The 22,736-nt window shown below is 56.0% G+C and carries 24 protein-coding genes and 1 pseudogene; 13 read left to right on the top strand and 12 right to left on the bottom strand.

Annotated elements, in window-relative coordinates; genetic code table 11:
- Positions 1-6: 6 nt before the first annotated feature.
- The 4 genes from QV747_RS05245 to QV747_RS05230 form a co-directional block, all read right to left on the bottom strand.
- On the bottom strand, positions 7-516 hold the full coding sequence (locus tag QV747_RS05245; RefSeq protein ID WP_273429253.1) for a hypothetical protein: 510 nt from the start codon (positions 514-516) through the stop codon (positions 7-9).
- Between the two features lie 3 nt (positions 517-519).
- Entirely contained in the window at positions 520-2,895 is a 2,376-nt protein-coding gene (parC, locus tag QV747_RS05240) for a DNA topoisomerase IV subunit A (RefSeq protein WP_273429254.1), read from the bottom strand.
- A 121-nt stretch (positions 2,896-3,016) separates the two neighbouring features.
- On the bottom strand, positions 3,017-3,868 hold the full coding sequence (locus QV747_RS05235) for a transporter substrate-binding domain-containing protein (protein ID WP_273429256.1): 852 nt from the start codon (positions 3,866-3,868) through the stop codon (positions 3,017-3,019).
- A gap of 58 nt (positions 3,869-3,926) precedes the next feature.
- Positions 3,927-4,430, bottom strand: coding sequence for a nucleoside 2-deoxyribosyltransferase (locus QV747_RS05230; RefSeq protein WP_273429258.1), 504 nt, complete (start codon positions 4,428-4,430; stop codon positions 3,927-3,929).
- A 478-nt stretch (positions 4,431-4,908) separates the two neighbouring features.
- Here QV747_RS05230 and QV747_RS16605 point away from each other — a divergent pair.
- Positions 4,909-5,184: pseudogene (locus QV747_RS16605) on the top strand (methyl-accepting chemotaxis protein); the annotation flags it as partial.
- A complete protein-coding gene (locus tag QV747_RS16600) occupies positions 5,176-5,598 on the top strand; it encodes a CZB domain-containing protein (RefSeq protein ID WP_373277575.1) in 423 nt (140 codons plus the stop codon). The pseudogene QV747_RS16605 and the gene QV747_RS16600, both read left to right, overlap by 9 nt.
- A gap of 62 nt (positions 5,599-5,660) precedes the next feature.
- Here the strand turns inward: QV747_RS16600 and QV747_RS05220 are convergent, their stop codons facing one another.
- The 4 genes from QV747_RS05220 to QV747_RS05205 all read right to left on the bottom strand — a co-directional run bounded on the left by QV747_RS05220 (position 5,661) and on the right by QV747_RS05205 (position 9,138).
- Positions 5,661-6,599, bottom strand: a complete 939-nt coding sequence (locus QV747_RS05220) for an SPFH domain-containing protein (RefSeq protein WP_047396945.1) — start codon at positions 6,597-6,599, stop codon at positions 5,661-5,663.
- A 72-nt stretch (positions 6,600-6,671) separates the two neighbouring features.
- Positions 6,672-7,088, bottom strand: a complete 417-nt coding sequence (locus tag QV747_RS05215; protein WP_047396944.1) for an NfeD family protein — start codon at positions 7,086-7,088, stop codon at positions 6,672-6,674.
- 75 nt (positions 7,089-7,163) lie between these two features.
- Positions 7,164-8,084: an HDOD domain-containing protein gene (locus QV747_RS05210; protein WP_273429260.1), complete on the bottom strand. Its 921-nt coding sequence runs from the start codon at positions 8,082-8,084 to the stop codon at positions 7,164-7,166.
- Positions 8,085-8,223: 139 nt separating this feature from the next.
- Positions 8,224-9,138 (bottom strand): LysR substrate-binding domain-containing protein, encoded by a 915-nt coding sequence (locus tag QV747_RS05205; protein ID WP_273429262.1) that lies wholly within the window; start codon positions 9,136-9,138, stop codon positions 8,224-8,226.
- Positions 9,139-9,233: 95 nt separating this feature from the next.
- Between QV747_RS05205 and QV747_RS05200 the strand changes: the two genes are divergently transcribed.
- The 8 genes from QV747_RS05200 to parE all read left to right on the top strand — a co-directional run bounded on the left by QV747_RS05200 (position 9,234) and on the right by parE (position 15,843).
- Positions 9,234-9,488 (top strand): DUF2917 domain-containing protein, encoded by a 255-nt coding sequence (locus QV747_RS05200; protein ID WP_273429263.1) that lies wholly within the window; start codon positions 9,234-9,236, stop codon positions 9,486-9,488.
- A gap of 10 nt (positions 9,489-9,498) precedes the next feature.
- A complete protein-coding gene (locus QV747_RS05195) occupies positions 9,499-10,176 on the top strand; it encodes a glutathione S-transferase family protein (RefSeq protein WP_273429265.1) in 678 nt (225 codons plus the stop codon).
- Complete coding sequence (locus tag QV747_RS05190) at positions 10,176-10,655, top strand: DUF3291 domain-containing protein (protein ID WP_273429266.1); 480 nt, start codon at positions 10,176-10,178, stop codon at positions 10,653-10,655. The genes QV747_RS05195 and QV747_RS05190 overlap by 1 nt, the downstream gene beginning before the upstream one ends.
- Before the next feature lie 195 nt (positions 10,656-10,850).
- Positions 10,851-11,285, top strand: a complete 435-nt coding sequence (locus QV747_RS05185; protein WP_273429268.1) for a hypothetical protein — start codon at positions 10,851-10,853, stop codon at positions 11,283-11,285.
- Between the two features lie 77 nt (positions 11,286-11,362).
- Positions 11,363-11,737: a hypothetical protein gene (locus QV747_RS05180; RefSeq protein ID WP_273429270.1), complete on the top strand. Its 375-nt coding sequence runs from the start codon at positions 11,363-11,365 to the stop codon at positions 11,735-11,737.
- 24 nt (positions 11,738-11,761) lie between these two features.
- The gene (locus QV747_RS05175) at positions 11,762-12,442 is read left to right on the top strand and encodes a response regulator transcription factor (RefSeq protein WP_273429271.1); all 681 of its coding nucleotides are present in this window, start codon (positions 11,762-11,764) and stop codon (positions 12,440-12,442) included.
- Entirely contained in the window at positions 12,439-13,779 is a 1,341-nt protein-coding gene (locus tag QV747_RS05170; protein ID WP_273429273.1) for a HAMP domain-containing sensor histidine kinase, read from the top strand. The genes QV747_RS05175 and QV747_RS05170 overlap by 4 nt, the downstream gene beginning before the upstream one ends.
- A gap of 90 nt (positions 13,780-13,869) precedes the next feature.
- The gene (parE, locus tag QV747_RS05165; RefSeq protein WP_273429275.1) at positions 13,870-15,843 is read left to right on the top strand and encodes a DNA topoisomerase IV subunit B; all 1,974 of its coding nucleotides are present in this window, start codon (positions 13,870-13,872) and stop codon (positions 15,841-15,843) included.
- Positions 15,844-16,305: 462 nt separating this feature from the next.
- Here parE and QV747_RS05160 read toward each other — a convergent pair whose 3' ends face one another.
- Positions 16,306-17,799 (bottom strand): YifB family Mg chelatase-like AAA ATPase, encoded by a 1,494-nt coding sequence (locus QV747_RS05160; RefSeq protein WP_273429277.1) that lies wholly within the window; start codon positions 17,797-17,799, stop codon positions 16,306-16,308.
- Between the two features lie 90 nt (positions 17,800-17,889).
- Here QV747_RS05160 and QV747_RS05155 point away from each other — a divergent pair, with 90 nt between their 5' ends.
- The 3 genes from QV747_RS05155 to QV747_RS05145 are packed head-to-tail and all read left to right on the top strand — an operon-like array spanning position 17,890 to position 20,045.
- Positions 17,890-18,900 carry a sensor histidine kinase gene (locus QV747_RS05155; RefSeq protein WP_288791477.1) on the top strand — a complete coding sequence of 337 codons (1,011 nt, stop codon included), beginning with the start codon at positions 17,890-17,892 and terminating at the stop codon, positions 18,898-18,900.
- Positions 18,866-19,639: a LytTR family DNA-binding domain-containing protein gene (locus tag QV747_RS05150; protein ID WP_028450635.1), complete on the top strand. Its 774-nt coding sequence runs from the start codon at positions 18,866-18,868 to the stop codon at positions 19,637-19,639. Before QV747_RS05155 ends, QV747_RS05150 begins: the two co-directional genes overlap by 35 nt.
- Complete coding sequence (locus QV747_RS05145; protein ID WP_028450634.1) at positions 19,629-20,045, top strand: DUF2721 domain-containing protein; 417 nt, start codon at positions 19,629-19,631, stop codon at positions 20,043-20,045. The genes QV747_RS05150 and QV747_RS05145 overlap by 11 nt, the downstream gene beginning before the upstream one ends.
- Positions 20,046-20,107: 62 nt before the next feature.
- Here the strand turns inward: QV747_RS05145 and QV747_RS05140 are convergent, their stop codons facing one another.
- The 3 genes from QV747_RS05140 to QV747_RS05130 all read right to left on the bottom strand — a co-directional run bounded on the left by QV747_RS05140 (position 20,108) and on the right by QV747_RS05130 (position 22,683).
- Complete coding sequence (locus QV747_RS05140) at positions 20,108-20,479, bottom strand: diacylglycerol kinase (protein ID WP_028450633.1); 372 nt, start codon at positions 20,477-20,479, stop codon at positions 20,108-20,110.
- On the bottom strand, positions 20,476-21,291 hold the full coding sequence (locus QV747_RS05135) for a BPSS1780 family membrane protein (RefSeq protein ID WP_273429284.1): 816 nt from the start codon (positions 21,289-21,291) through the stop codon (positions 20,476-20,478). Before QV747_RS05135 ends, QV747_RS05140 begins: the two co-directional genes overlap by 4 nt.
- Before the next feature lie 204 nt (positions 21,292-21,495).
- Complete coding sequence (locus tag QV747_RS05130) at positions 21,496-22,683, bottom strand: acetate/propionate family kinase (protein ID WP_028450631.1); 1,188 nt, start codon at positions 22,681-22,683, stop codon at positions 21,496-21,498.
- Positions 22,684-22,736: the final 53 nt, after the last annotated feature.

Genomic DNA, 22,736 nt, shown 5'->3' with positions numbered 1-22,736 from the left:
CTCGAATTAGGCCGGAAAATCTTGCGGCTGAAAGACGCGCGCACCCGGCAGGCCCAAGCGCTGATCCAGCGTAAACAGCAAGGGCTGCTGCTGCGCTGCGCGCAGGCCTTCGTCGGCACACGCCGCTTGCCAGGTGGCCAGATAAGCACTGGCCGGCTGGGCTAGCTCTGCGGTTTGTGGCGGGCGGTAGGCCCCAAGCGTGTGTTGGCAATATTCGTGATAGGCCTGCGGATGCTCGGCCAAGACTTGCCAGTAATCGGCCACCACGCGCGAAGGCAGCAGTAATGCCTGCCCTGCACTGCGCTGTTGCATCCGGAAGTATTGCCGCAAGCCTTGCGCTACCTGCGCCCAATCTTCGCCGCTCAGCTGTGGATAACGGGCGCTGAGGCTACGTGCGACGGCTTCCGGAAAGCGATAGTCATACAAAAAATATTGCTGGCGGCGGCGCCCCACAGATTGCCAGTAGCGGTAAATAGCCAAGACAATCGCAATCAGTAGTAGGACGCGCAGCAGCATGGTTTAAAAGCCCGGAAATTTCAGACCTGAATTGATCGGTTTACCTTTGCGGGCACGCTTGCCGATATACGGTGCCATTTCATTGGCATCGAGTACGATTTCTTTCAGCGCCCCACCCCGTCCGGTGCCGGATAGTTTCAATGTTTCACCATCGCAAACCGTTATCGCGGCCAGCTCGTCTTTATCATCCAGTGCCATGGTAATCACCCCGCGGCCGCCACCCGCCAGCTGTTTGAATTCGCTGTAGGCAAACAAATGCAGTTTGCCGGCTTTGGACAAACACGCCACGATGGCGTTCGCACTTGGGGTAAATGGCATTACGCGCAGCAAGGTTTCGCTGCCTTCGAGCGTGATAAAGCTCTTGCCGGCTTTTTGTCGGCTGAGCAGATTTTCGCCTTGGCAGGCAAAGCCATAACCGGCCGAATTGGCAATCACCAGCCATTCACCTGGCCGGGCAACAATCAATTGGGTAATTTTGGTTTTGGCCACCAGCTCAACCAGAGTCGTTACCGGCACCCCATCACCGCGGCCGCCCGGAATGACGGAGGCTTGCACGGTATACACGCGGCCATCACTGCCAAACAGCGCCAGCTGATCAACTGTCCGGCATTCGATCGCGGCCAGTAGGCTATCGCCGTCTTTAAAGCTGAGATTTTGGATATCCAGCCCATGGCCTTGGCGAGCGCGCAGCCAGCCTTTTTCCGACAGGATAATCGTGCATGGCTCATCCACCACGGCCACTTCCAGCGATGCGCGTTCGGCCTCTTCGATTAGCGTGCGGCGCGGATCGGCGTATTTTTTCTTATCCTGCTCGATTTCTTTGATAATTTGGCGCTGCATGGCCTGCGGGTTGGACAGCAGGTTTTCCAGCTCGGCCTTTTCATTGCGCAGATTGGCCAGCTCTTGCTCGATCTTGATGCCTTCCAGCCGTGCCAATTGGCGCAGTCGGATTTCCAAGATGTCTTCCGCTTGCCGTTCGCTCAGATTAAACGCCGCCATCAGCTCGGTTTTAGGCTCTTCGGCATTGCGGATAATGCGGATGACTTCATCAATATTCAGCAAGACCAGCAGGCGGCCTTCCAGAATATGGATGCGATCGTTCACTTGGCCTAGGCGGTGTTCGCAGCGGCGCGTGACAGTCACAAAGCGGAAATCGATCCACTCGGCGATGATGTCGCGCAGGTTTTTCTGCGCGGGCCGGCCATCACGGCCGATGGTTACCATATTGATCGATAAGCTGGTTTCCAGGCTAGTGTGGGCCATCAGCACATTCATCAGCTCATCGGGATTTTGCCGCGAGGATTTGGGCTCGAACACCAAACGAACATCGCAATCGCGGCCTGATTCATCGCGCACCCGATCCAGCATGCTAAGAATCAGCTGTTTGGTCTGGATTTGCTCTTGCGTTAGGGCTTTTTTGCCCTTTTTCACTTTCGGATTAGTGAGATCTTCAATCTCTTCCAACACTTTCTGGCTCGACGCGCCATGCGGCAGCTCGGTGATCACCAATTGCCACTGGCCACGGGCGAGCTCTTCTTTTTCCCAGCGCGCACGGACTTTCAGGCTGCCACGGCCATTTTCATAGGCGGTGGCGATATCGCGGCTGGAAGAAATAATCTGGCCGCCACCGGGCAAATCTGGGCCCTGAATATAGGCCATCAGCTCGGCTGCGCTGAGTTTTGGGTTGCGGATCAAGGCCACACTGGCATCGGCCACTTCGCCCAGATTATGCGATGGCATTTCGGTGGCCATACCCACTGCAATGCCTGAGGCACCATTCAATAGCAGCATTGGCAGCCGTGCTGGCAGCAGCACAGGCTCTTTGAAAGCGCCATCATAGTTGGGGATAAAATCGGTCGTGCCCTGATCAAGCTCACCGAGCAGCAGCTCGGCCACGGGCGTGAGGCGCGCCTCGGTATATCGATAAGCCGCTGCACCATCGCCATCGCGCGAGCCAAAATTGCCATGCCCGTCGATCAATGGGTAGCGCACCGAAAAATCCTGCGCAATCCGTACCAAGGCGTCATAGGCAGATTGATCGCCGTGAGGGTGATACTTACCCAACACGTCACCGACAATCCGCGCTGACTTCATCGGCTTGGCGGTGGCCGTGAGGCCTAGCTCATGCATGGCGTACAAAATGCGGCGCTGCACCGGCTTTTGGCCATCTTCCACTTGCGGCAGTGCCCGGCTTTTCACCACACTCATCGCGTATTCGAGATAGCTTTTTTCCGCATACAGACCTAGCTGAACGGCTTCGGCATCATCCAGCTGGGTAGAGACTTGGGCGGCAATATAGCGGCCACTTTGGCCGCCGCTAGCGGTTTCCGGGGTAGGCGGTGGCGTTTCTGCTTCGACGAGATCAATCGTATCCGACATGTTGTAGCGCTTCTAGATTCAGGATTGCGGCTATTTTAGCGGGTAAACCCTTGTTGCCGGCAAATACAAAACAAAAGGCCTGTTTCACGTGAAACAGGCCTGAGGAGAAAACGCTGCCAGATTACAGAATACGCAGCGTGAAGTACTTATAGCCTAGCTGCTGGTGTTCACCGCTATCAATCAGCTTGCGCAAGGCGACGTTGAATTTTTCACGCAGCGCATCGTCGCCTTTGCGCAGGGCGATGGCTTCGCCACGGCCCAGCCATTGTGCTGAGTCGATGCGGTTGCCCACCATCTCAAACTGCTCGGCATTTTTTGGGTCTTTCAGGAAATAACCCAGTACCGCGCTGTCATCAAACACCAGTTGAATCTGGTTATTCGCCAGCGCGGCCATCATTTCATCGGCACTGCCGAAGCGTTTGATGGTGACTTTGCTGCTATCCAGTTCATGGGTTAGATAATCATCAAAAGTGGTTTTCGCCACTACGCCCACGGTGCTGCCCTTGATGCGTTCGGCGGTAATCACCGGCCAAATCAGCTTGGCTTTTTTGGTGGCAACGTAGATGCCGGGTACGCGGGAATACACTTCACTGAAGTTCACCAGCTTTTCGCGCTCTTCGGTGATCGACAACGAGGCCACAATCGCATCGGCTTTATTGTCGTTCAGCGCCGGGATCAGTTGGTCGAAATCAAAGCGCGAGATTTCGCAGCGCACTTGCATTTCTTTGCACAGGGCATTGGCCAGATCTACGTTAAAGCCGGTGAGCTGATTGCTTTGATCCAGATATTCAAACGGTGGGTATTTGCCTTCGAGGGCGATGCGCACCAGTGGGCCAGATTGAGCTTGCGCCACCGCACTGGCGGCAGGTGCTGAGGCGGCACTCACCGCGGCCGGATTTTTGCCCGCGAGATAAAACCAAGTGCCCGCTGAGCCTGCGGCCAGGAGCACCAAGGCGCCAAACAATTTCTTCATGATGCGTACTTACAAATAAAAAAGATGCTACGTGAATTTGTAAGTACCCATATTGGGGTTATCTCTGATATGCGCACCGTTCAGCGAGGATTTCGACCGCTGATTGGGGGTCTGTGGCGTAAATCACAGCCGTGGCGGCTTGCCAGAGCATTAGATTCAGCGGTGCGGCAAAGTCTTCGATGTGCCAGCCTTGTGCATCGGTGACGCCCGCGAGGCGGGTTTGCATATCTACTCCGGCCGGTAAATCAGGTAGCCACAGATAAATCGGCTTGCCCAGCGCATGCGCATAGCCAATCTCAAACGCGGTGCCGCTGTCGGGCTCGCTCAGGCTACGAAACGCCCGCACATCAGCGAGCACCGCATCTGCCTGCTGAATCAGCGCGCAGTTTTGCTGAAAGATCCATGCCGCTGCCGCTGGGCCGTGTAAATCGGCTGGGCAAGCCTGATCCAGCGGATACAGCCCACACAAGCCCTGCTCTGCGCAGGCTGCCTGCAAGGCTTGTCCCCACGCGGTGGCATCGGGGCGAAATACACCGGGCCCGGCTAGGTAAATCGTCTGCATTTTGCACCTATTGTCTTTCCGTCAAGGCGGGGCTGTTCTGAGTCAACTATACTTTCCCAATCAAAAGAAAGCGCAGGAGGCTCCGATGTTTTTTGGCCAAAAACAGGTGATTGCCAGTCTGAATGACCGCATCCACCAGCTGGAACAAGAAAACCAGAGCTTAAAAAAAGAAAACGAAAAGCTCCACCGCGATTACGATTTTATCGGGGTGCTGCAAAAACAGGATAGTGGCGATGGGGGCTATCTCACTTCGCTGCTGCAAGCACTGCAGCCTTTCGGCGATAGCCTGAATAATTCGGCAGAGAGCCTGGTGGCGATGAGCGAGCGCATGAAAGAAGAGCTGCGCTGCGCCAGCGCCCTCTCCCGGGTGTCTTCGGATAACTGTCAGGCCATTACCAGTATTTCCGACAATCTGACCACGCTATCGAATACGGCGGCGCAGTCGGTGTCGGAAGTCGACAAGCTGGATCATCAATCTGACCAAATTAGCGGCATTGTGCAGCTGATTAAAGAGATTGCCGATCAAACAAACCTCTTGGCTCTGAATGCGGCGATTGAAGCCGCCCGCGCCGGCGAGCAAGGCCGTGGTTTTGCCGTGGTGGCCGATGAAGTGCGCAAGTTGGCCGAACGGACCGCCTCGGCCACCAAGGAAATTACCCAGCTGGTGGGCGAGATTCGTGAAGAAACCAAACAAGTCAAAAACACCATGAGCACCATGGCCGAGCAAACTGCCCGCTTTAGCGAAATGGGCCGTGATGCGGTGGGCGATATGGAATTGCTGATGACGGTGTCGGGCGAAATGGAAGAACTGGTGGGCGGCAATATGCTGTTTAGCCAGATCGAAAGCAGCAAGCTGGATCATCTGGTGTTTAAATTCAATGTGTATATGTCGGTGACGGGTGAGCAAACTGGCCATCACGGCATTCATAGCGATGCGCGCGATTGCCGCTTTGGCCGCTGGTACTACGATGGTGAAGGGCAAAAACAAGCCGGCAAAAATGCGGCCTATCGCGAAATTGAAACCCCACACAATGAAGTGCATCAGGCTGGCAATGCGGCGTGGCAAGCCTGGCAAGCCGGGCAGAAAAACCAGGTGCTCGAAGCCCTCAAGCGCATGGAAAACAGCAGCAGTAAATTGTTTTCGGTACTGGATCGCGTACGTGGCTAAGCGCGCTGCACGCAATAAAAAACCCGCCGCTGGCGGGTTTTTTATTGTGGCAAAGGTTTGGCTTACTTGGTTTTTTGTACCACATTCATCGCCGTGGCCACCATGCCAGCGACATCGGCCGCATTGGCCGGCAGCAGCATGGTATTGCCGGTTTTGGCGAGATTGGCAAAGGCGCCAATGTATTGCTCGGCCACTTTCAGGTTCACAGCCTCTGGTCCGCCCTGCCGCTCGATGGCTTGCGCAATAATGGCAATCGCTTCGGCATTGGCACGGGCTACCAGCCGGATGGCCTCGGCCTCACCTTCGGCGCGATTGATCTGTGCCTGGCGCTCACCCTCTGATTCATTAATCGCCGCCTGCATTTCACCTTGTGAGCGCTGAATATCGGCTTCGCGCTGACCGGTGGCGAGATTGATCTGCTCTTGTTTCACCCCTTCCGATTTGGCGATCAGCGCGCGTTTTTCGCGCTCGGCGGTGATTTGCTGCTGCATCGAATGCAGAATCGATTGCGGTGGAGTCAGGTCTTTGATTTCATAGCGCAGCACTTTTACCCCCCAGTTGGTGGCGGCTTCGTCCAGCGCATTGACTACGGCGCGGTTGATTTCATCGCGCTCTTCAAAGGTTTTATCCAGCTCCAGCTTACCGATTACCGAGCGCAGTGTGGTTTGCGCCAGCTGGCTAATGGCCAGCAAATAATCTGACGTGCCATAGGAGGCCAGCCGTGGATCAAGCACCTGGAAATACAAAATGCCATCCACCTGCAGCTGGGTGTTATCGCGGGTAATACACACTTGGCTTGGGACATCGAGCGGGATTTCCTTCAGGCTGTGCTTGTAGGCCACGCGATCGATAAAGGGAATCACAAAATTCAGCCCGGGGCTGAGCACCGCGTGAAATTTGCCTAGGCGCTCGATAATCCACGCATGCTGCTGCGGTACGATTTTGAATGTTTTGGCGATAAAGACAATCGCCAAGATCAGAAAACCAAATGCAAATTCCATCGTAAACCCTCCTGGGGTATAGGTTTGAATGCAATATCAATGATCATCTACAGCTAGATACCTGCTGGGGTATTACACCTGACTGATGATCAGCCGGCTGCCTTGTTTGGCCACGATAATCCACAGCGCATCGTCGTGGCGGCTTTGCCCTGGCGCGAGCTCGGCATCCCATTGTGTGCCGCGGTATTGCACGCGGGCGCGCTGCTCGCCCTGCCACTCGGCGATGGTGACGGTTTGGCCAACATCATCATCCTGCTCGCTGGCGGGAATAACGGGTTGCCGGCTTTTCCAGCGTTGTAGCAGCCAGACACTGAGCAAGGCGCTGCCGGCGGCGGCGAATAATTGCCATTCCAGCGCCAGCCCGAAGTGAGCCAATAAGGCGCCTACGGCGGTGCCGGCAGCGATCGCCAGCAAGTAAAAGGTGGTGGTGAATAGCTCGCCAATCGCCAGCGCGATCGTGGCCACGATCCATAAGGTAAAGGCAGACATTACAACAGCCCTTGCAAGGAAAAATTCAGGATATGGCAAAGCCGGTAGCGCGGCAAGCTAGCGGCGCGGTGCTGCTTAGGCTTGCCACTGTGCGGCCAGATCGGCAACGCCGCGCAGCGCATCCAGCTCGGCGCGCACCCACAGTTCGGCCTGATCGTGTGGATGAATCGCCCAGAGCTGCTCGGCCTGGGCGTTTTCCATCACCCGCACTTGTTGCAGCGCGAGCCCGAGTTCGCCTTGCCCGTCGAGCAGCGCGGCGCGCAATTTGGGGCTCAGTGGCAGTGGCTCGAGTAATTCGGCCATCGGCTGCGCTAACAATTGATCCAGCAGCGACAGCATCCCCAGTAAAAACGCGCTATCGGGGGGGCAATCGAGCCAGCGATGTTCGGCCCAGTTGGCCAAGCGCCTGGCGCGCAGCAAAGCGGCGATCAGCAAAGGCGACATCCCTTGCCCATCGGCGCTGTGCTCGGCGTAGAGCAAGGTTTGCACCCAGCGCTCAAGCTGCGTGCGCCCCAATACGGTGATGGCATGGCGAATACTCTGGATCTCGACCCGCGCCCGTAGCCCCACGGAATTGACTAAGCGTAATAGCCGGAAAGTCAGCTCCGGCGCATGGGCAAATACTTTTTCCAGCTTGGGGGTATCCGCATCGGCGCTAATCAGGCCGATTAATTCCAATAACGCAGGTTTAGCTGGCTGGCCGCTCGCGCCCTGCCCGTGGCTATACCAGGGGCCGTGCGCCAAAGTACCCGGTGGCAATGTTGGCAGCTGGCTGGCACGGATCAGGCCGCCCTGTAGCGCACTGGGCGCGGCAAGCATTCCCCCGGCTGCCAATAGCGGTTGCTGTGGCGGCAGAAAGCAGGGCAAATGGGCTGGCAATGGCTGTTGGCTGAGCGCCGCCGCTAGGCTTTGCAGCTGATGCGTGGGGCCCAGCGCCAAAACACCGCGCCAGCTTTGCTCGGAATTCCACAGTGGGGTAAGCAGCAAAAAATCCATGATGCGAGTAGGGTTGGGCCGGAGATTTCACCCTAGCCCTTTGTGCGGTCAGCAGCAAGTTTGTGGGCGCGGCCTTGCCCCAAAATGGGGCTAAAACACCACGCCGCACGGGGTATGCCTCGCTGTGGATAAGTAGCGGCTAGCGGGCGGCTAATACCTGCTGGCAGTACTCGCTCATGGCTTGTTCGCTCTGTGCCGCTGCGGCCAAAATCCATTCACTGAAATGGTGCAATTTGGCGCTGCCATCCATCCGTGGCATCCAGGCCAGCCAGAAGCGGCTGGGGTGGGGAACCACCACATTGCCCACTAGATTCAGCCGCCCGCTGCGTAGCTCATCCAGTACCATCGTTAGCCGCATCAGGCCAACGCCCTGATGACGGCGGATAGCATCGAGAACGATATTATTATCGTTACAAAACAAGGAAAAAGACGGTGTCCAGTCACCAAGCCCTGCGGCCAGCGACCAGCTGCTCCACTTCTCCATCGAGCCGATAATGCGGGCTTGTGGCACCTCGGCAATCGAGCGTGGCTGTTGCGGATCATCGCTAGCCGCCACCACAACCAGATAGTCGCTCAGCAGGGCGCGAGCCTTCACGCCATCCCATTCGCCACTGCCCATGCGGATCGCCAAATCCACCGGCGCGGTCTGTAAATCTTCGAATTGCAGGCTGGCGCGCAGGTTCACCCGATACTGTGGATAGATTTGTTGAAAACCCGGCAAACGCGGCATTAACCAGGACAAACTGAAGGACGGCAAAGTCGCGATCGTGAGCTCATTTGGCTTGGGGCGCGCGCGGGTGGCGCGGGTGGCTTCGGCCACGTCATTGAGCGCCACGCGAATCTGCAGCGCATAGTGGCGGCCATCCTCAGTCAAGTTCAGTTTCCGCCCTTGCCGCTCAAAGAGGGGCAGGCCCAGATAATCTTCCAGGGTGCGCAGTTGGTGGCTAATCGCGCTGTGCGTCACCGACAGTGCATCGGCGGCTTTGACTACGCTACCCAAGCGGCTGACCGCCTCGAATGCGCGCAGCGCGGCTAGGGGGGGAAGTGAATCCATGTGAATAAAACTCACAAATCGGGTTAGAAATCGTCAGTTATCGCAGTGTAGATTTTCGATATAGTGAATGCAAATGACATGTGGCGAGGCTAAAGATGCTGACCTATCTGCGACTTACCGTCCAAGCGAACGAATTGCTGGTGGCCCGGCTGGGTGCCCAAGCCGATTTGTTGTGTGAATCAGGTTCACTTTGGCTTAGCCAAAACGGGCAAGATCGGATTGTGCAGGCCGGCGAGCGTTTGCAGTTGCCCGCCGGGCAATGCTTGCTGGAAGGCTCAGGGCAATTGCGCCTCAGCGGATCGCCTTTGCATGTTCAGCCCTATTGCCGGCCGGCCGGCCCCAATAATTAAGGAGCGCGCGATGTATCAGCTGTATATCGGACATCAGAATTATTCTTCCTGGTCGCTGCGGCCGTGGGTTTTGCTCAAGCATTTTCAGGTGCCTTTTACCCAAACCGTGGTGCATGTCAGTGGCAAAGGCGCCAATGCCAGCCATCGCGGCTATTCGGATAATGGCCTGGTGCCCTGCTTGCACGATGGTGACTTCAGGGTATGGGACTCTATGGCAATCTGTGAATACCTTGCAGAGCTATACCCCCAGATGTGGCCGGCAGAGCGCCAGCTGCGCGCCCGCGCACGCAGTATCAGCGCCGAAATGCACAGCGGCTTTGGCGCTTTGCGGAGCCAATTACCGATGAATGTGCGGCTACGCGCCCAAGGTGTACCGCCCAGCCCAGAGGTGAGCGCAGATCTGGTGCGGGTGTTTGCGATCTGGCGTGATGCCCGGCAGCTGGCGGCGGAGCATGGCTGTGGCGGTGAATTTTTGTTTGGCGCTTTCTCGATTGCCGATGCGATGTATGCCCCGGTGATCTGGCGGCTGCATGGCTACAATATCGCCATTCCAGATGATCTACAGCCCTACTTCACCGCCATGCTGCAGCACCCTGCCATGCAAGAATGGGCTGCCGCCGCTGCCGCCGAAAGTATTCAACTGCCGGCGTATGATGCGTTAATCGCTCAGTTCGGCGGGACCCGCTAATGGCGTGGGAATTAGCACAACTGAATATCGGCCGCGTGGTTGCCCCGCTCGATAGCCCTGCCCTGCACGGCTTTACCAGCATGCTGGATCACATTAACCAGTTGGCCGAGCAAAGCCCGGGCTTTGTTTGGCGCTTGCAAAGTGAGAGTGGTAATGCCACCGATGTGCCGTTTGATGATGATCCTTTGCTGATCGCCAATTTATCCGTCTGGCGTTCGGTCGAAGATTTGCGGGCCTATGTGTATGCCGGCGAACATTTGCAGATGCTGCGCCAGCGCAAACAATGGTTCAGCCACCGGCCCGGCCCCAATCAGGTGTTATGGTGGGTGCCGGCGGGCCATCGGCCGAGCTTGACTGAGGCCAAAGCGGCACTCGCACTCTTGGCGCTCAATGGCCCAACAGCGCATGCGTTTACTTTTGCCCAAGCGTTTGAGGCTCCCCCGCAAGCAAATCAGTTGGTTCAGGTGAGTGTGGATTGAGTATCTACTCACCCGCCTTTGCTATAAGTGGCGTTGATTTCGGCGTTACTTAGCCAATAAACCTAAATATTCCTTAATGCCTGCTTCAGCTCCTTGCAATCTTAGGGTGCGCATAATGCAGCCATCTACTCGATAACGCTCGGGTAGCTAACCTGGACATGCAACACACTTTACTGAATTAAATTGGAGCTCATCATGAAAGCACTGAAACATCTGGTTCTGGCTGTGGCCCTGGCGGGCTTTGGCACGGCTGCATTTGCTGCATCTGCCCCAGCAAAACACAAAGCGCATCATGCTTCTAAAGCATCAGTAGTGCAGCAAGCACAAGCTAAGAAAGCATCACACGCTTCTAAAGCTTCAGCAGCACAAAAAGCTCAAGCTAAAAAAGCACATCACGCTTCTAAAGCTTCAGTAGCTCAACAAGCTCAAGCTAAGAAAGCATCGCACGCTTCTAAAGCTTCAGCTGCGCAAAAAGCCCAAGCTAAAAAAGCATCCCATGCTTCTAAAGCTTCAGTAGCGCAACAAGCTCAAGCTAAGAAAGCATCACACGCTTCTAAAGCCTCAGCTGCACAAAAAGCTCAAGCTAAAAAAGCATCACATGTAGCTTCTAAAGCTTCTGCAGTGAAGTAATTCGGCCCGAGTGTCTTCCTCCCCGAAACTTGCCTTGCTGCTAGCGCAGCAAGGCTTTTTTTATCTGGGGGTTTCCCATGATGATTAGCACCCTCTTCTGGTTGGCGCTGGGTAGCAGTAGCCCAGTGCCGCCCCCGCGTGAGCAGCTACGCCCCGCGGAAAAAATGTATTGGCGGGTGGTTAGTGCACAGCAGATTGATTTATGGCTTGGCACTGAAGAAGCGTGGCGTTTAACCATGTCGAGCGATTGCCCAGCCTGGCCGAATAAAGAGCTGCAAGTGCAACTGGTGCAAGGGCATATTCAGGCCCATCAGCCCTTATTAGTGGGGCTAAAGAATAGTTGCATCATTCGCGATATCCGCCCGATTCCTGCCAATGCAAACCGGCAATTACCCAGCTTGCCTGCGCGTGGGCTTGAATCTGGTCACGGGCGCAGTAACAATAAGCGCTAACCCATGACAATGTCGGTGAAAGCCATGCGTATTCTTTTGGTCGAAGATCAGCTGCAGCAGGCGCAATACACTCAAAAAGCTTTGCAGGAAGGCGGCCATACCGTCACGCATGCGGCCGATGGGCGTGAAGGGATGTTCCAAGCCACCACCGAAAGCTACGACGCCATTGTGCTTGATCGCATGTTGCCGCATGTGGATGGCTTGACCATTTTGCGCACGCTGCGCGCTTCCAAAATACAAACACCGGTGTTATTGCTGTCGGCGATGGGTGAGCCTGATGAGCGAGTAGATGGTTTGCGGGCGGGGGCCGATGATTATCTGGCCAAGCCGTTTCACAGCGCTGAGCTTCTGGCGCGGCTTGAAGTGATTACCCGCCGCGTGCAGCAAAACAATACGGCTGATAGTAATAAACTGGTGCTGGCTGATTTAGAGCTGGATCGGCTCTCGCGCACTGTGACTCGGGCTGGGCGCACTATCGATCTGCAGCCGCGCGAATATCAGCTGCTGGAATATCTGATGCGGCATGCGGGCCAGGTCGTGACGCGCACCATGCTGCTCGAAGCTGTCTGGCATTACCATTTTGACCCGAACACCAATGTGATCGATGTGCATATCAGTAAATTGCGCGGCAAGATCGATGGTGAGTTTCCCAAGCCCTTATTGCATACCGTGCGTGGGGCGGGCTACCGCCTGGCCGAGCAATGAGCCCTGCGCGCTGGTCGCGGGCGCTGCGTAATCCATTTACACGTTGGGCAATTGCCCTGCCCTTGGTAATGAGTGTGGTCATTACCGGCTTTGGTGCGTTGGCTTTTCGCGAAACGCAACAGGCGCTATTGGGTGAGTTTCATACGGCCCTGCGGGAAGAAGTCACGGTATTGGAGCTGATCTATCGCGAGCAGGGTTTTAAAGCGCTGCAAACTGCCATCAATTTGCGCGCCAGCCAGCGTGGCTCGCAGCGCGTGTATTTACTCACCACGGCGCAAGGCCAATACGTGGCCGGCAATTTGCATCACTGGCCACGGCATGTGTTGGTGAAAGATGAAAGCTCGGCGGTGTTTGAGGACCCTGCCAGCGGTGAAACCATCGCGGCAGAGGTGTTTCTGCTGTATGGCGACTACCGGCTCCTTGTGGGGCGGCGGGCGATTTATGAGCAGGTCGGTAATCATCTGATTTTGAATTATTTATGGTTGGGGGTGCTGATGTTTGCCGCCTCCATCATCGCCGGGCTCACGCTGTCCCGCCTGATTCGCCGCCGCTTGGCGACCATTCGGCAAACTGCGCAGGCCATCCGCATTGGCCAGCAAGGCTCGCGGATTCCCCTTTCTGGTAGCGATGATGAGCTGGAGGGGGTGATTAAAGAATTAAACGCCCTGCTCGATCAGCAAGAAAAATTACTCGCCTATTCGCGGCAAACCTCGGCCGCAATTGCCCATGATTTACGCCAGCCATTGTCTTTGTTGCGCGGCAAATTATTAGAGTTAAGCGAGGCCCAGCCGGCTGATCTGGCGATCAAAGACGCGGCGCTGGCGCAACTCGAGCAGATTCAGGCGCTGTTTTCGGCTATTTTGCGCTTAGGGAGGATTGAGTCGGGCGCACAAGCGCTCCATGCCGAGCGCAGCGATCTGGCCGTGCTGGCCGGTGATGTGGTGGAGCTGTATCAACCTTTGCTCGAAGACGCTGGCCTAACCATTAGTTTGGTGCAGCCACAGCCGGTGCAGGTGGCGGTAGATCGTGAGCTGGTGTTTGCTGCGCTGAGTAATCTAATCGAGAATGCGCTGCGCTATGCGCAAAGCGATATCGAATTGCATGTCGGCGAGCGCTGGATTTGCGTGCGCGATTTTGGCCCCGGTGTTAGCGAGGCTGAGTTAGCCCGGCTGTGCGAGCCGTTTTACAAAACCGAAGCCAGCCGACAAGATACCAGCGAACAAGGTGGCCATGGCTTGGGCCTGGCGCTGGTGAAGGCGATTGCCGAATTGCATGGTGGGCATTTGCAATTGCAACGCGGTGAGCCCGGTTTGGCGATTACTTTGCATTTTCCTTAAAACCCGCCGCGTGCGTGCGGGCTTTTTCATTATTGCGGCGGCATCTGCTAGACTTAGCCGCAAATTCATTTTTTGGTTTCACGTGAAACAATGGCAGCTCCCAAATATGACGAATCGTCGGTCAAGGTCTTAAAAGGTCTTGATCCTGTCCGCCACCGGCCGGGCATGTACACGCGCACGGATAATCCGCTGCATATCTGCCAAGAGGTGATCGACAATGCCGCCGATGAGGCGCTGGGCGGCCATGCCACGCAGATTGAGGTGACGCTGTATCGCAATCAATCGCTGCGGGTAGTGGATAACGGCCGCGGGATTCCCGTCGGTCTGCACCCCGAAGAAGGCGTGCCTACCGTGCAGGTAGTGTTTACCCAGCTGCATGCTGGCGGTAAATTCGATAAAAAAGACGGCGGCGCTTACGCGTTTTCTGGCGGTCTGCATGGGGTTGGGGTATCCGTTACCAATGCCCTTGCTACCCGGTTGGAAGTTGAAGTACGGCGTGAGGGCCAGATCAATCAGCTGGCTTTTGCTGGCGGTGATTTGCTCGAGCCGCTGAGTGTGATCGGTACTTGCGCCAAGAAAGACACCGGTACCCGGGTGTTTGTGCAGCCCGATCCGCAATACTTCGATAGCCCTACGATCCCGCAAACCGAGCTGGAGCATTTGCTCAAATCCAAAGCCGTGCTCTTGCCCGGCTTGGTGGTGATTTTGTGGGTGGAGCAAGCCAATGGCGAGCTGCAGGAAAAACGCTGGTGCTATCCCGATGGCCTGACTGGCTATCTGGCCGAGCAAGTTGCCGGCTATACCCAAATCGTGCCGATTTTCCGCGGCGAAAAATACATCGATGGCGAAGACGATACCTTTAGCCGTGGCGAGGGTTGCGCCTGGGCGCTGACTTGGACCGAAGATGGCCTGGTTAATCGCGAATCGTATGTGAATCTGATCCCGACACCGGCGGGTGGCACGCATGAATCCGGCCTGCGCGATGGCGTGTTTCAGGTGGTGAAAACCTTTATCGATTTTCACAATTTATTGCCCAAGGGCGTCAAGCTGCTGCCGGAAGACTTATTCAGCCGTTGCTCCTTTGTGCTGTCGGCGAAAGTGCTTGATCCGCAGTTTCAGGGGCAAACCAAAGACAAACTCACCAGCCGTGATGGCCTGAAATTGGTCTCAACCATGGTGCGCTCACCATTCGAATTATGGTTGAACGAGCATGTGGAATTTGGCAAAAAACTCGCCGAATTGGCGATTAAAGCCGCACAATCTCGGCAAAAAAACGCGCAAAAGGTTGAAAAGAAAAAATCATCGGGCGTTGCGGTCTTGCCCGGTAAGCTCACCGATTGTGCCTCAGACGAATACGAGCGTTGCGAGCTTTTCCTCGTCGAGGGGGATTCTGCCGGCGGCTCGGCCAAGCTGGGGCGTGATAAAGATTTCCAAGCCATTTTGCCGCTACGCGGTAAGGTGTTGAATACCTGGGAAGTCGATAAAGACCAGATTTTTGCCAATAACGAAGTGCACGATATTGCGGTGGCAATCGGGGTGGACCCCCATCCACTGAATGCCGAAGTTGATCTTTCGGGGCTGCGTTACGGCAAGATCATCATCATGTCGGATGCCGACGTGGATGGCTCGCATATTCAAGTGCTGCTGCTCACCCTCTTCTACCGGCATTTTCCGCAGTTGATCCGCCATGGCCATGTGTATGTGGCGCAACCGCCGCTGTTCCGTGTGGATGTGGCCGGCAGTGGCAAGGGCAAACCACCGCGTAAATTCTACGCGCTGGATGACGGCGAGCTTACCGCCATCCTTGATAAGCTACGGGCAGAAAAAATCCGCGAAGGGGCCTGGAGCATTTCCCGCTTCAAAGGTCTGGGCGAGATGAACGCCGAGCAGTTATTTGAAACCACCATGAATCCGGACACGCGCCGGGTGCTGAAAGTGGCGGTGCCGGAAGATGTGCAGCGCAATACCCAGGATGTGATGAACATGCTGATGGGTAAAGGCGAAGCGAGCTCACGACGCGCATGGCTGGAAGCGCGTGGTAATGAGGTCGAGGCGGATCTGTAGGGTATTGCTGCCTAGGCTTTGTCAGTTATCGTGTTTCAGCTTATACCCTTTGGGGTAATTAAAGGGCGGCCAATACCTAGGGCCGCCTTTTTTAAGCTTGCGATGTAAGTTTTAGCTGCGCATCGTTGCCGCAGTGGGGAAACTATGTCGTGCTCTATCCCGTCGGCGCTTGCACGATTCGTCTGCAATTAGTCATTGCTAGGCGGGTCTTGCGATGAAGTGTCAGCGATGTTGACTAAATAAAAGACAATGGGTACTGCCTTGTACGCATTTATGGAGCTTGCTTGGTAGGCTATACCCATGCAGATTAGGCGTGGCTGGCGGCAAAATCGGCGCTAACTTCAAGCAGGATTTGCCAGATTTCGTTGAGTGGGGTCATGGCGCTTCTCCTTAGGTTTGCTTCAGTCTAATGAGTGGTGCTTGATTGTTGAAATTGATTGTTGCTACGTTGCCCATAGTTTTTTACTCTAGCGTGCGGCGTAGCTGGATCGCCTCGGCTACATGCTGGGGCTGAATATCGGCACTTGCCGCTAAATCGGCGATGGTGCGAGCCACGCGTAATACGCGGTGATAGGCGCGCGCAGACCATTGCCACTGCTGTATCGCCTTTTGCAGCAGCGCCAGGCCCGCAGCATCTGGCTGGCAACACTGATCTAAGGCAGGGCCGTTAAGCGCCGCATTGGCGTGGCCCTGGCGGCTGGTTTGGGCTTCTCGCGCCCGCAGCACTCGTGGGCGAATGGCGGCGCTGGGCTCGCCGGTTTGCGCGCTGGTTAATACGCTCTCGCTCAGTGCTCCGACTTCCACCACCAAATCCAGCCGATCCAGCAATGGGCCAGAAATCTTGCCGCGATAACGGGCGATTTGCTCTGGGGTGCAGCGGCAGGATTTATGCGGATGCCCCAGATACCCACAAGGGCAGGGATTCATCGCAGCAATCAGCTGAAAACGGGCTGGAAACTCGGCTTGCCGCGCGGCGCGCGAGATATGAATGCGGCCGTTTTCCAGTGGTTCGCGCAGCACTTCCAGCACTTTGCGATCAAATTCGGGTAATTCATCGAGAAACAACACGCCATGATGCGCCAGCGAGATTTCGCCCGGCTGCGGCGTGCTGCCGCCGCCAACCAGTGCTACGCTGCTGGCGGTGTGGTGTGGACTACGGTAAGCACGTTGACCAAATCGGCGCGCATCGAGCCCCTGTTGCCCTAAGGATTGAATGGTGGCGGCTTCGAGGGCTTCTTGCGGCGTGAGCGGGGGCAAGATGCCGGGTAGGCGCTGGGCCAGCATCGATTTGCCGGTGCCCGGTGGCCCGATCAGCAGTAATGAATGCCCGCCGGCGGCGGCGATTTCTAGCGCACGCCGCGCCGCATGTTGGCCCTTTACATCCTGCATATCGGGGTATGTCTCGCCAGTGCTTGTGGCGATTGGCTTGGCGGGCAATAGGTCGCCTTGTTGATGCAAATGGCGGCATACCGCCAGTAAATGCTCGGCGCTCAAGACCTGCGCCTCAGCGATCAGGGCCGCTTCTGCTGCACTGGCGGCGCTCACTATCAGCTGCCGCCCGGCCTGCTTTGCCGCTACCGCCAGCGCCAGTGCGCCACGCACGGCACGCAATTCACCAGTGAGGCCGAGCTCGCCCGCAAATTCGCACTCGGCCAGGCGCTCGGCCGGGATTTGCCCACTTGCGGCCAGTATGCCCAGCGCAATCGCCAAATCAAAATGCCCTGCCCCCTTGGGTAAATCGGCCGGTGCGAGGTTTACGGTTATGCGTTGCATCGGAAATTCAAAGCCGGCTACCAAGATGGCCGCGCGCACGCGTTCGCGGGCTTCGCGCACCTCGGTGTCGGCGAGGCCCACGAGGCTGAAGGCTGGCAAGCCATTGGATAAATGGACTTCCACCGTCACCGGGGTGGCGTGCATGCCGTCTAAAGCGCGCGAATACAGTACTGCCAATCCCATGGTGGACCCGAGTCGATGCTATGCTGATCTTCACCATTTAAGAAGACAGATTCAGGATTTGGCAAACCCATGCACGACGCAGCACCTGTAATGCCCGACTTTCGGAATTTTGGCGTGGTTTTCCGCGCGCTGTTGCTCGCCCATGTGGGGCTATTGATGTATGTGTTAAGTAGCTTGACCCATTGGAGTGAATGGTCAAGCCGATTGACGGATGCCGCTTTCTGGGTCGAGCCGGTGTTGTTGGGGGCACTGGCTTGCCTAGGAGCGCTGGCGCCCTGGCTATCCCGCTGGCCCTATCGCCGAGCCGTGTCGGTGGTGTATGGCGTGGTGCTGGGCTGGACGTGGCTATTGCAGCAACTTCTGGGTGGCTTGCTGCTGGAATTGCCCCAGCCTGATCCGTGGCAAATGCTATTGTTGGCTGCATTATCGACTACCTTGCTGCTGTGGCATTACCAATTGTGGCTGAAAACGCTCTCGCCTCGGCTGGCTGAAGCACGGCTGGTGGCGTTGCAGGCACGGATTCGCCCACATTTTTTCTTCAATAGTTTGAATGCAGTGCTATCTTTGATTCGTAGCCAGCCCAAATTAGCGGAGCAGCTACTGCAAAATCTGTCCGAATTATTCCGGGTGGCGATGGGGACGCAACAGGGCCTATCAACGCTGGAGCGGGAGATCGAACTCGCTCGCGGCTATCTGGAAATCGAAAAAGCCCGCTTGGGTGAGCGACTGGATGTGCAATGGCACATCGAGCAAATGCCGAAAAAGGCATTGATTCCGCCACTGATTTTGCAGCCGTTGCTTGAGAATGCGGTCTACCACGGGATCGAACCCAGTATCGAAACCGGCACGATCCATATCAACGCTTTTCGGGTCCGCAACGAGGTCCACATTGATATCCGCAATCCCTTGGTCCCCAGTGCCGTACAGAGAATCGGTAATGGCATGGCCCAGGATAATGTGCGAGAAAGATTGCTGCTGTACTTTGATGCTGAGGCAAATCTGAGCATTCAGCGTGGAAATGACTATTATCAAATACATATCGTGCTGCCTTTTCGGGAGCTGAAGCATGAGCAAACCGCTGCGTCTGTTTTTAGTCGATGATGAATTACCGGCCCTTGCCCGCTTGCAAGACCTGCTGGCCGATTGCGCCAGCGAGTGTCCGCATACCGTGGTGGGCACCGCCACCAATGGGATTGCGGCGCTGCCGCAAATCGCTGAACACGACATTGATTTGGTGATTCTGGATATCCAGATGCCGCAAATGAGCGGGATTGAAGTAGCACGCAAACTGCTGCAGCTGGCCAAACCACCAGCCGTGATTTTTGCTACTGCCTTTGAAGACTACGGTGTGGCGGCTTTTGATGTCCGTGCTGTGGATTACCTGCTCAAACCGATTCGCACCGAGCGCCTGCTGGCGGCACTGCGTCGTGCGCTGGAACTGCGTCAGCACGCTGGTGAGCCCATTCAAGTAACGCCGGCTAATGAAGGCGCCCGCACCCATTTCAGTGTCTCAGAGCGAGGCCGTGTGCACTTGATCCCGGTGTCTGAGGCGCGTTTTCTGAAAGCTGAGCAGAAATACATTACCTTGCGCACGCATGACCGTGAATATTTACTGGAAGACTCCCTCACCAAACTGGAAGATGAATTTGGATCAAAGTTTGTGCGAATTCACCGCAATTGCTTGGTGGCGCGCGATAGTATTGCCGGATTCGAGCGCGCCGCAGTGAATGGCGGCGAGGCGCACTGGGTGGTGGTATTGCGTGATGTGCCCGAGCGATTGGCGGTTAGCCGTCGGCAACAGCACGTGATCAAAGAATTCAAGAAAGGTCATGATGGATAACTTTAGTATCAATACCCCTTCACTGCTCTTCCCCGCTATTTCCCTGTTGATGCTGGCCTACACCAATCGCTTTCTGGCCCTGTCCAGCATCATTCGCCAGCTGTACGAACACCACCGCGCCACCCCCCACGTTAATATTTTGCGGCAATTAAAAAACCTGAAAATGCGGGTTTGGTTGATCCGCTATATGCAGGCGTTTGGAGTAAGCAGCCTGCTGATGTGCATTATCTCGATGGTGCTGGTTTCGCTTGAACACAACGCCTGGGCGCAAGGCTTGTTTTTTGCCAGCCTCTTGATGATGGTGGGCTCTTTGCTGTTGTGTCTGATGGAAGTGATGGTGTCAGATGCCGCGCTAAAAATTCTGATGTCGGATCTGGAAGACGATATTCGCCAACATCAGTCATAAGCTGCGATGTGGGCAATAAAAAACGGGCCGAGGCCCGTTTTTTTGCGTCTGTGGTGAGTGCTTTAGGCCAGCAAAACCAGCGCCCACATGGCGCTGAGGTTCAGCAAGCCCACCAACTGCGCGGCACTACCCAAGTCTTTTGCGCGTTTGGCCAGAATGTGTTTTTCCAGCGATGTATGGTCAACCGCGGCTTCCACTGCCGAATTGAGCAGCTCGACAATCACGCAAGCGAGGTGACTACCCACCAGCAAGGCTTTACCCCAGACCGGCACCGGTAAAAACAGCGCGATCGGAATCCCGACCAAAGCCAGCAGGGTTACTTGGCGAAATGCCGCTTCATTTTTCCAGCCGGCCGCGAGGCCATCTAGCGAGTAGCCCAAGGCGTTGAATACGCGCTTGATCCCAGTCTTACCTTTAAATGGACTTTCGCTCACAAATGATCTCCAGTGGGGGTTGTAGAGACAAACACATCGGCATAACACACATAACTACTAATCAGCACCAGCGGCATGCATAAACACCAAACCACAAACAGCGGCAAATCGGCCAGCAAAGGAATGCCGCTCAACAATTGATTTAGCTGGGTACCTAACATCAGGGCGGCAAACAGGATCACGGCCAGCAGCAAAGACATCATCATCAGCGGTAGCCAATTACGCCAGAAGCCGACCCAAGACATTTTCATCGCTTCACCAGCGGATAACTGATCCAGCATTACCAAGATCGGCGCATAAAAATAGGCGCTGTATACCCCCAGCAAACCCACCAGCAGCAATACGCCAATTGGCCATAAATGCCGGATTTGCTGCAGGCTTTCCAGCTTTTCGGGCAAGGCGCCAATGAGGCCGATGCTATGCAGGATGCCCGTGAGCATCGATACCGCCACGACTACCGCAAAGCCGCCGAGGATATAAAACCCGCCCACTTTCGCTAGCTCACTGGCCTTGGTTTTAAAGCCGAGGAATAGATCTTCCACCGGCGGTAATTGCCCAGCTACCGTACGCTGGGCTGCCACCGCAATGCCGCCCAGGAAAATCGGCGCGATGATCACACTCACAACAAAGCCGAGTACAGGCAGCAAGCCGGTCAGCAGCATCAGCCCAAAAAACAGCGTGCTAATTTTTAGCCACGGCACTGGGGCCTGCCGGTAAAGCTGATACGAGCGCTGCAGCCAAGCCCAGCCGGCCGCGAGCGGTCGTTTGCGTGGCTCAAGGGCCAGATCAATGATCACATTCTGATCGTGCATTTCACATCCAATAGTCTTGATTGACGCTAATGCTAGCAGCAAGGCCCAGTGTCGGCTATTTTTCATCGACATGATGACAGCGCCATGACAGGATCGCAGCTTAGCGTGGGAATATTAACTCAGACTTAAATCCCCGCACCCGGTTCCGGGCATGAAAAAACCGCGCCTTGCCGCGCGGTTTTGAGGGTTGAGCTTGGTCGCGAATTACAGCGCGGCCAGTGCCTGACGGGCAATCATCAGCTCTTCGTTCGTCGGGATCACATACACCGCTACTTTGCTGTCGGCCAGCGAGATCCGGCGTGGTTCGCCAGAGCGTACCGCGTTGGCGGCTTCATCCAGCTCAACACCCAGCCAGCGCAGCTGGTGACAAACATTCGCGCGGGTAATGTCGTCGTTTTCGCCAATCCCGGCGGTGAATACCAGGCAATCCAGGCCACCAATGGCCGCGGCCAGTGAAGCTGTTTCGCGTGCTACGCGACGGGCGAAGTAGTCGGTGGCAAATTTAGCGCGTGGATCGCTCGAGGCGTGCAGATCGCGCATATCGCTAGAAATCCCTGACAGACCCAACAGGCCAGATTCTTTATACAGCAGGGTTTCGATCTGTTTGGCATCCATCTTCAGATGGTTCATCAGATGCAGCAACACGCCGCCATCGATGCTACCGCAGCGGGTACCCATTGGCAGACCTTCCAGCGCGGTAAAGCCCATGGTGGTTGCTTGGCAGGCGCCACCCAGTAGGCCGGCCATCGATGAGCCATTGCCCAAGTGCGCAACTACAGTGCGGCCTTCAGCGGCGCGGGTATCGATCTGTGGCAGAACGCTGGCGATATATTCATACGACAAACCGTGGAAGCCATAACGGCGAATGCCTTCTTTCTGGGCAAAATCCAGCGGCAGCGCAAACATCTGGTTCAGTTCGGGCTGTGTGGTGTGGAATGCGGTATCGAAGCAGGTGACTTGTGGCGCATCGGGCAGCAAGTCTTGCAGAATCTTGATCGGCGCGATGTTGTGCGGCTCGTGCAATGGCGCCAGCGGAATCAGCGCTTCAAGGCCAGCCAGCAGCTCAGGCGTAACCCGCTCGGGTTTAGAATACTGCGTACCGCCGTGCACCACGCGATGGCCGATCACTTTGATCTGGCGGCCGCCCAAACGTTGCTGCAGCCAAGCAAGCATATGGCGCAGTGCGTAATCATGGTTTTTAGGCACATCGGCAGGCAGTGTTTCGTTGGCGACTTTCTCGTCGTTGGCATCTTTGGCGCTGAATTTGGGCTCAACATACAGGCCTTCCATCTGGCCTTTGTACAGCACTTGTGGATCAGCCGCCGTCGTTTCAAACAGTGAAAACTTAATGCTCGACGAACCGGCATTAATCACCAAGACCAAATCGCTCATGAACGAACTCCTCAAAGGCGGAAAAACGACGTCGGCGAAGGTTGGCTCTTGCC

It is taken from the genome of uncultured Chitinibacter sp., assembly GCF_945957625.1.
Classification (GTDB): domain Bacteria; phylum Pseudomonadota; class Gammaproteobacteria; order Burkholderiales; family Chitinibacteraceae; genus Chitinibacter; species Chitinibacter tainanensis.
Note: the sequence above shows the minus strand (reverse complement) of the source record. Positions and strands in the feature narration are given on the sequence as shown.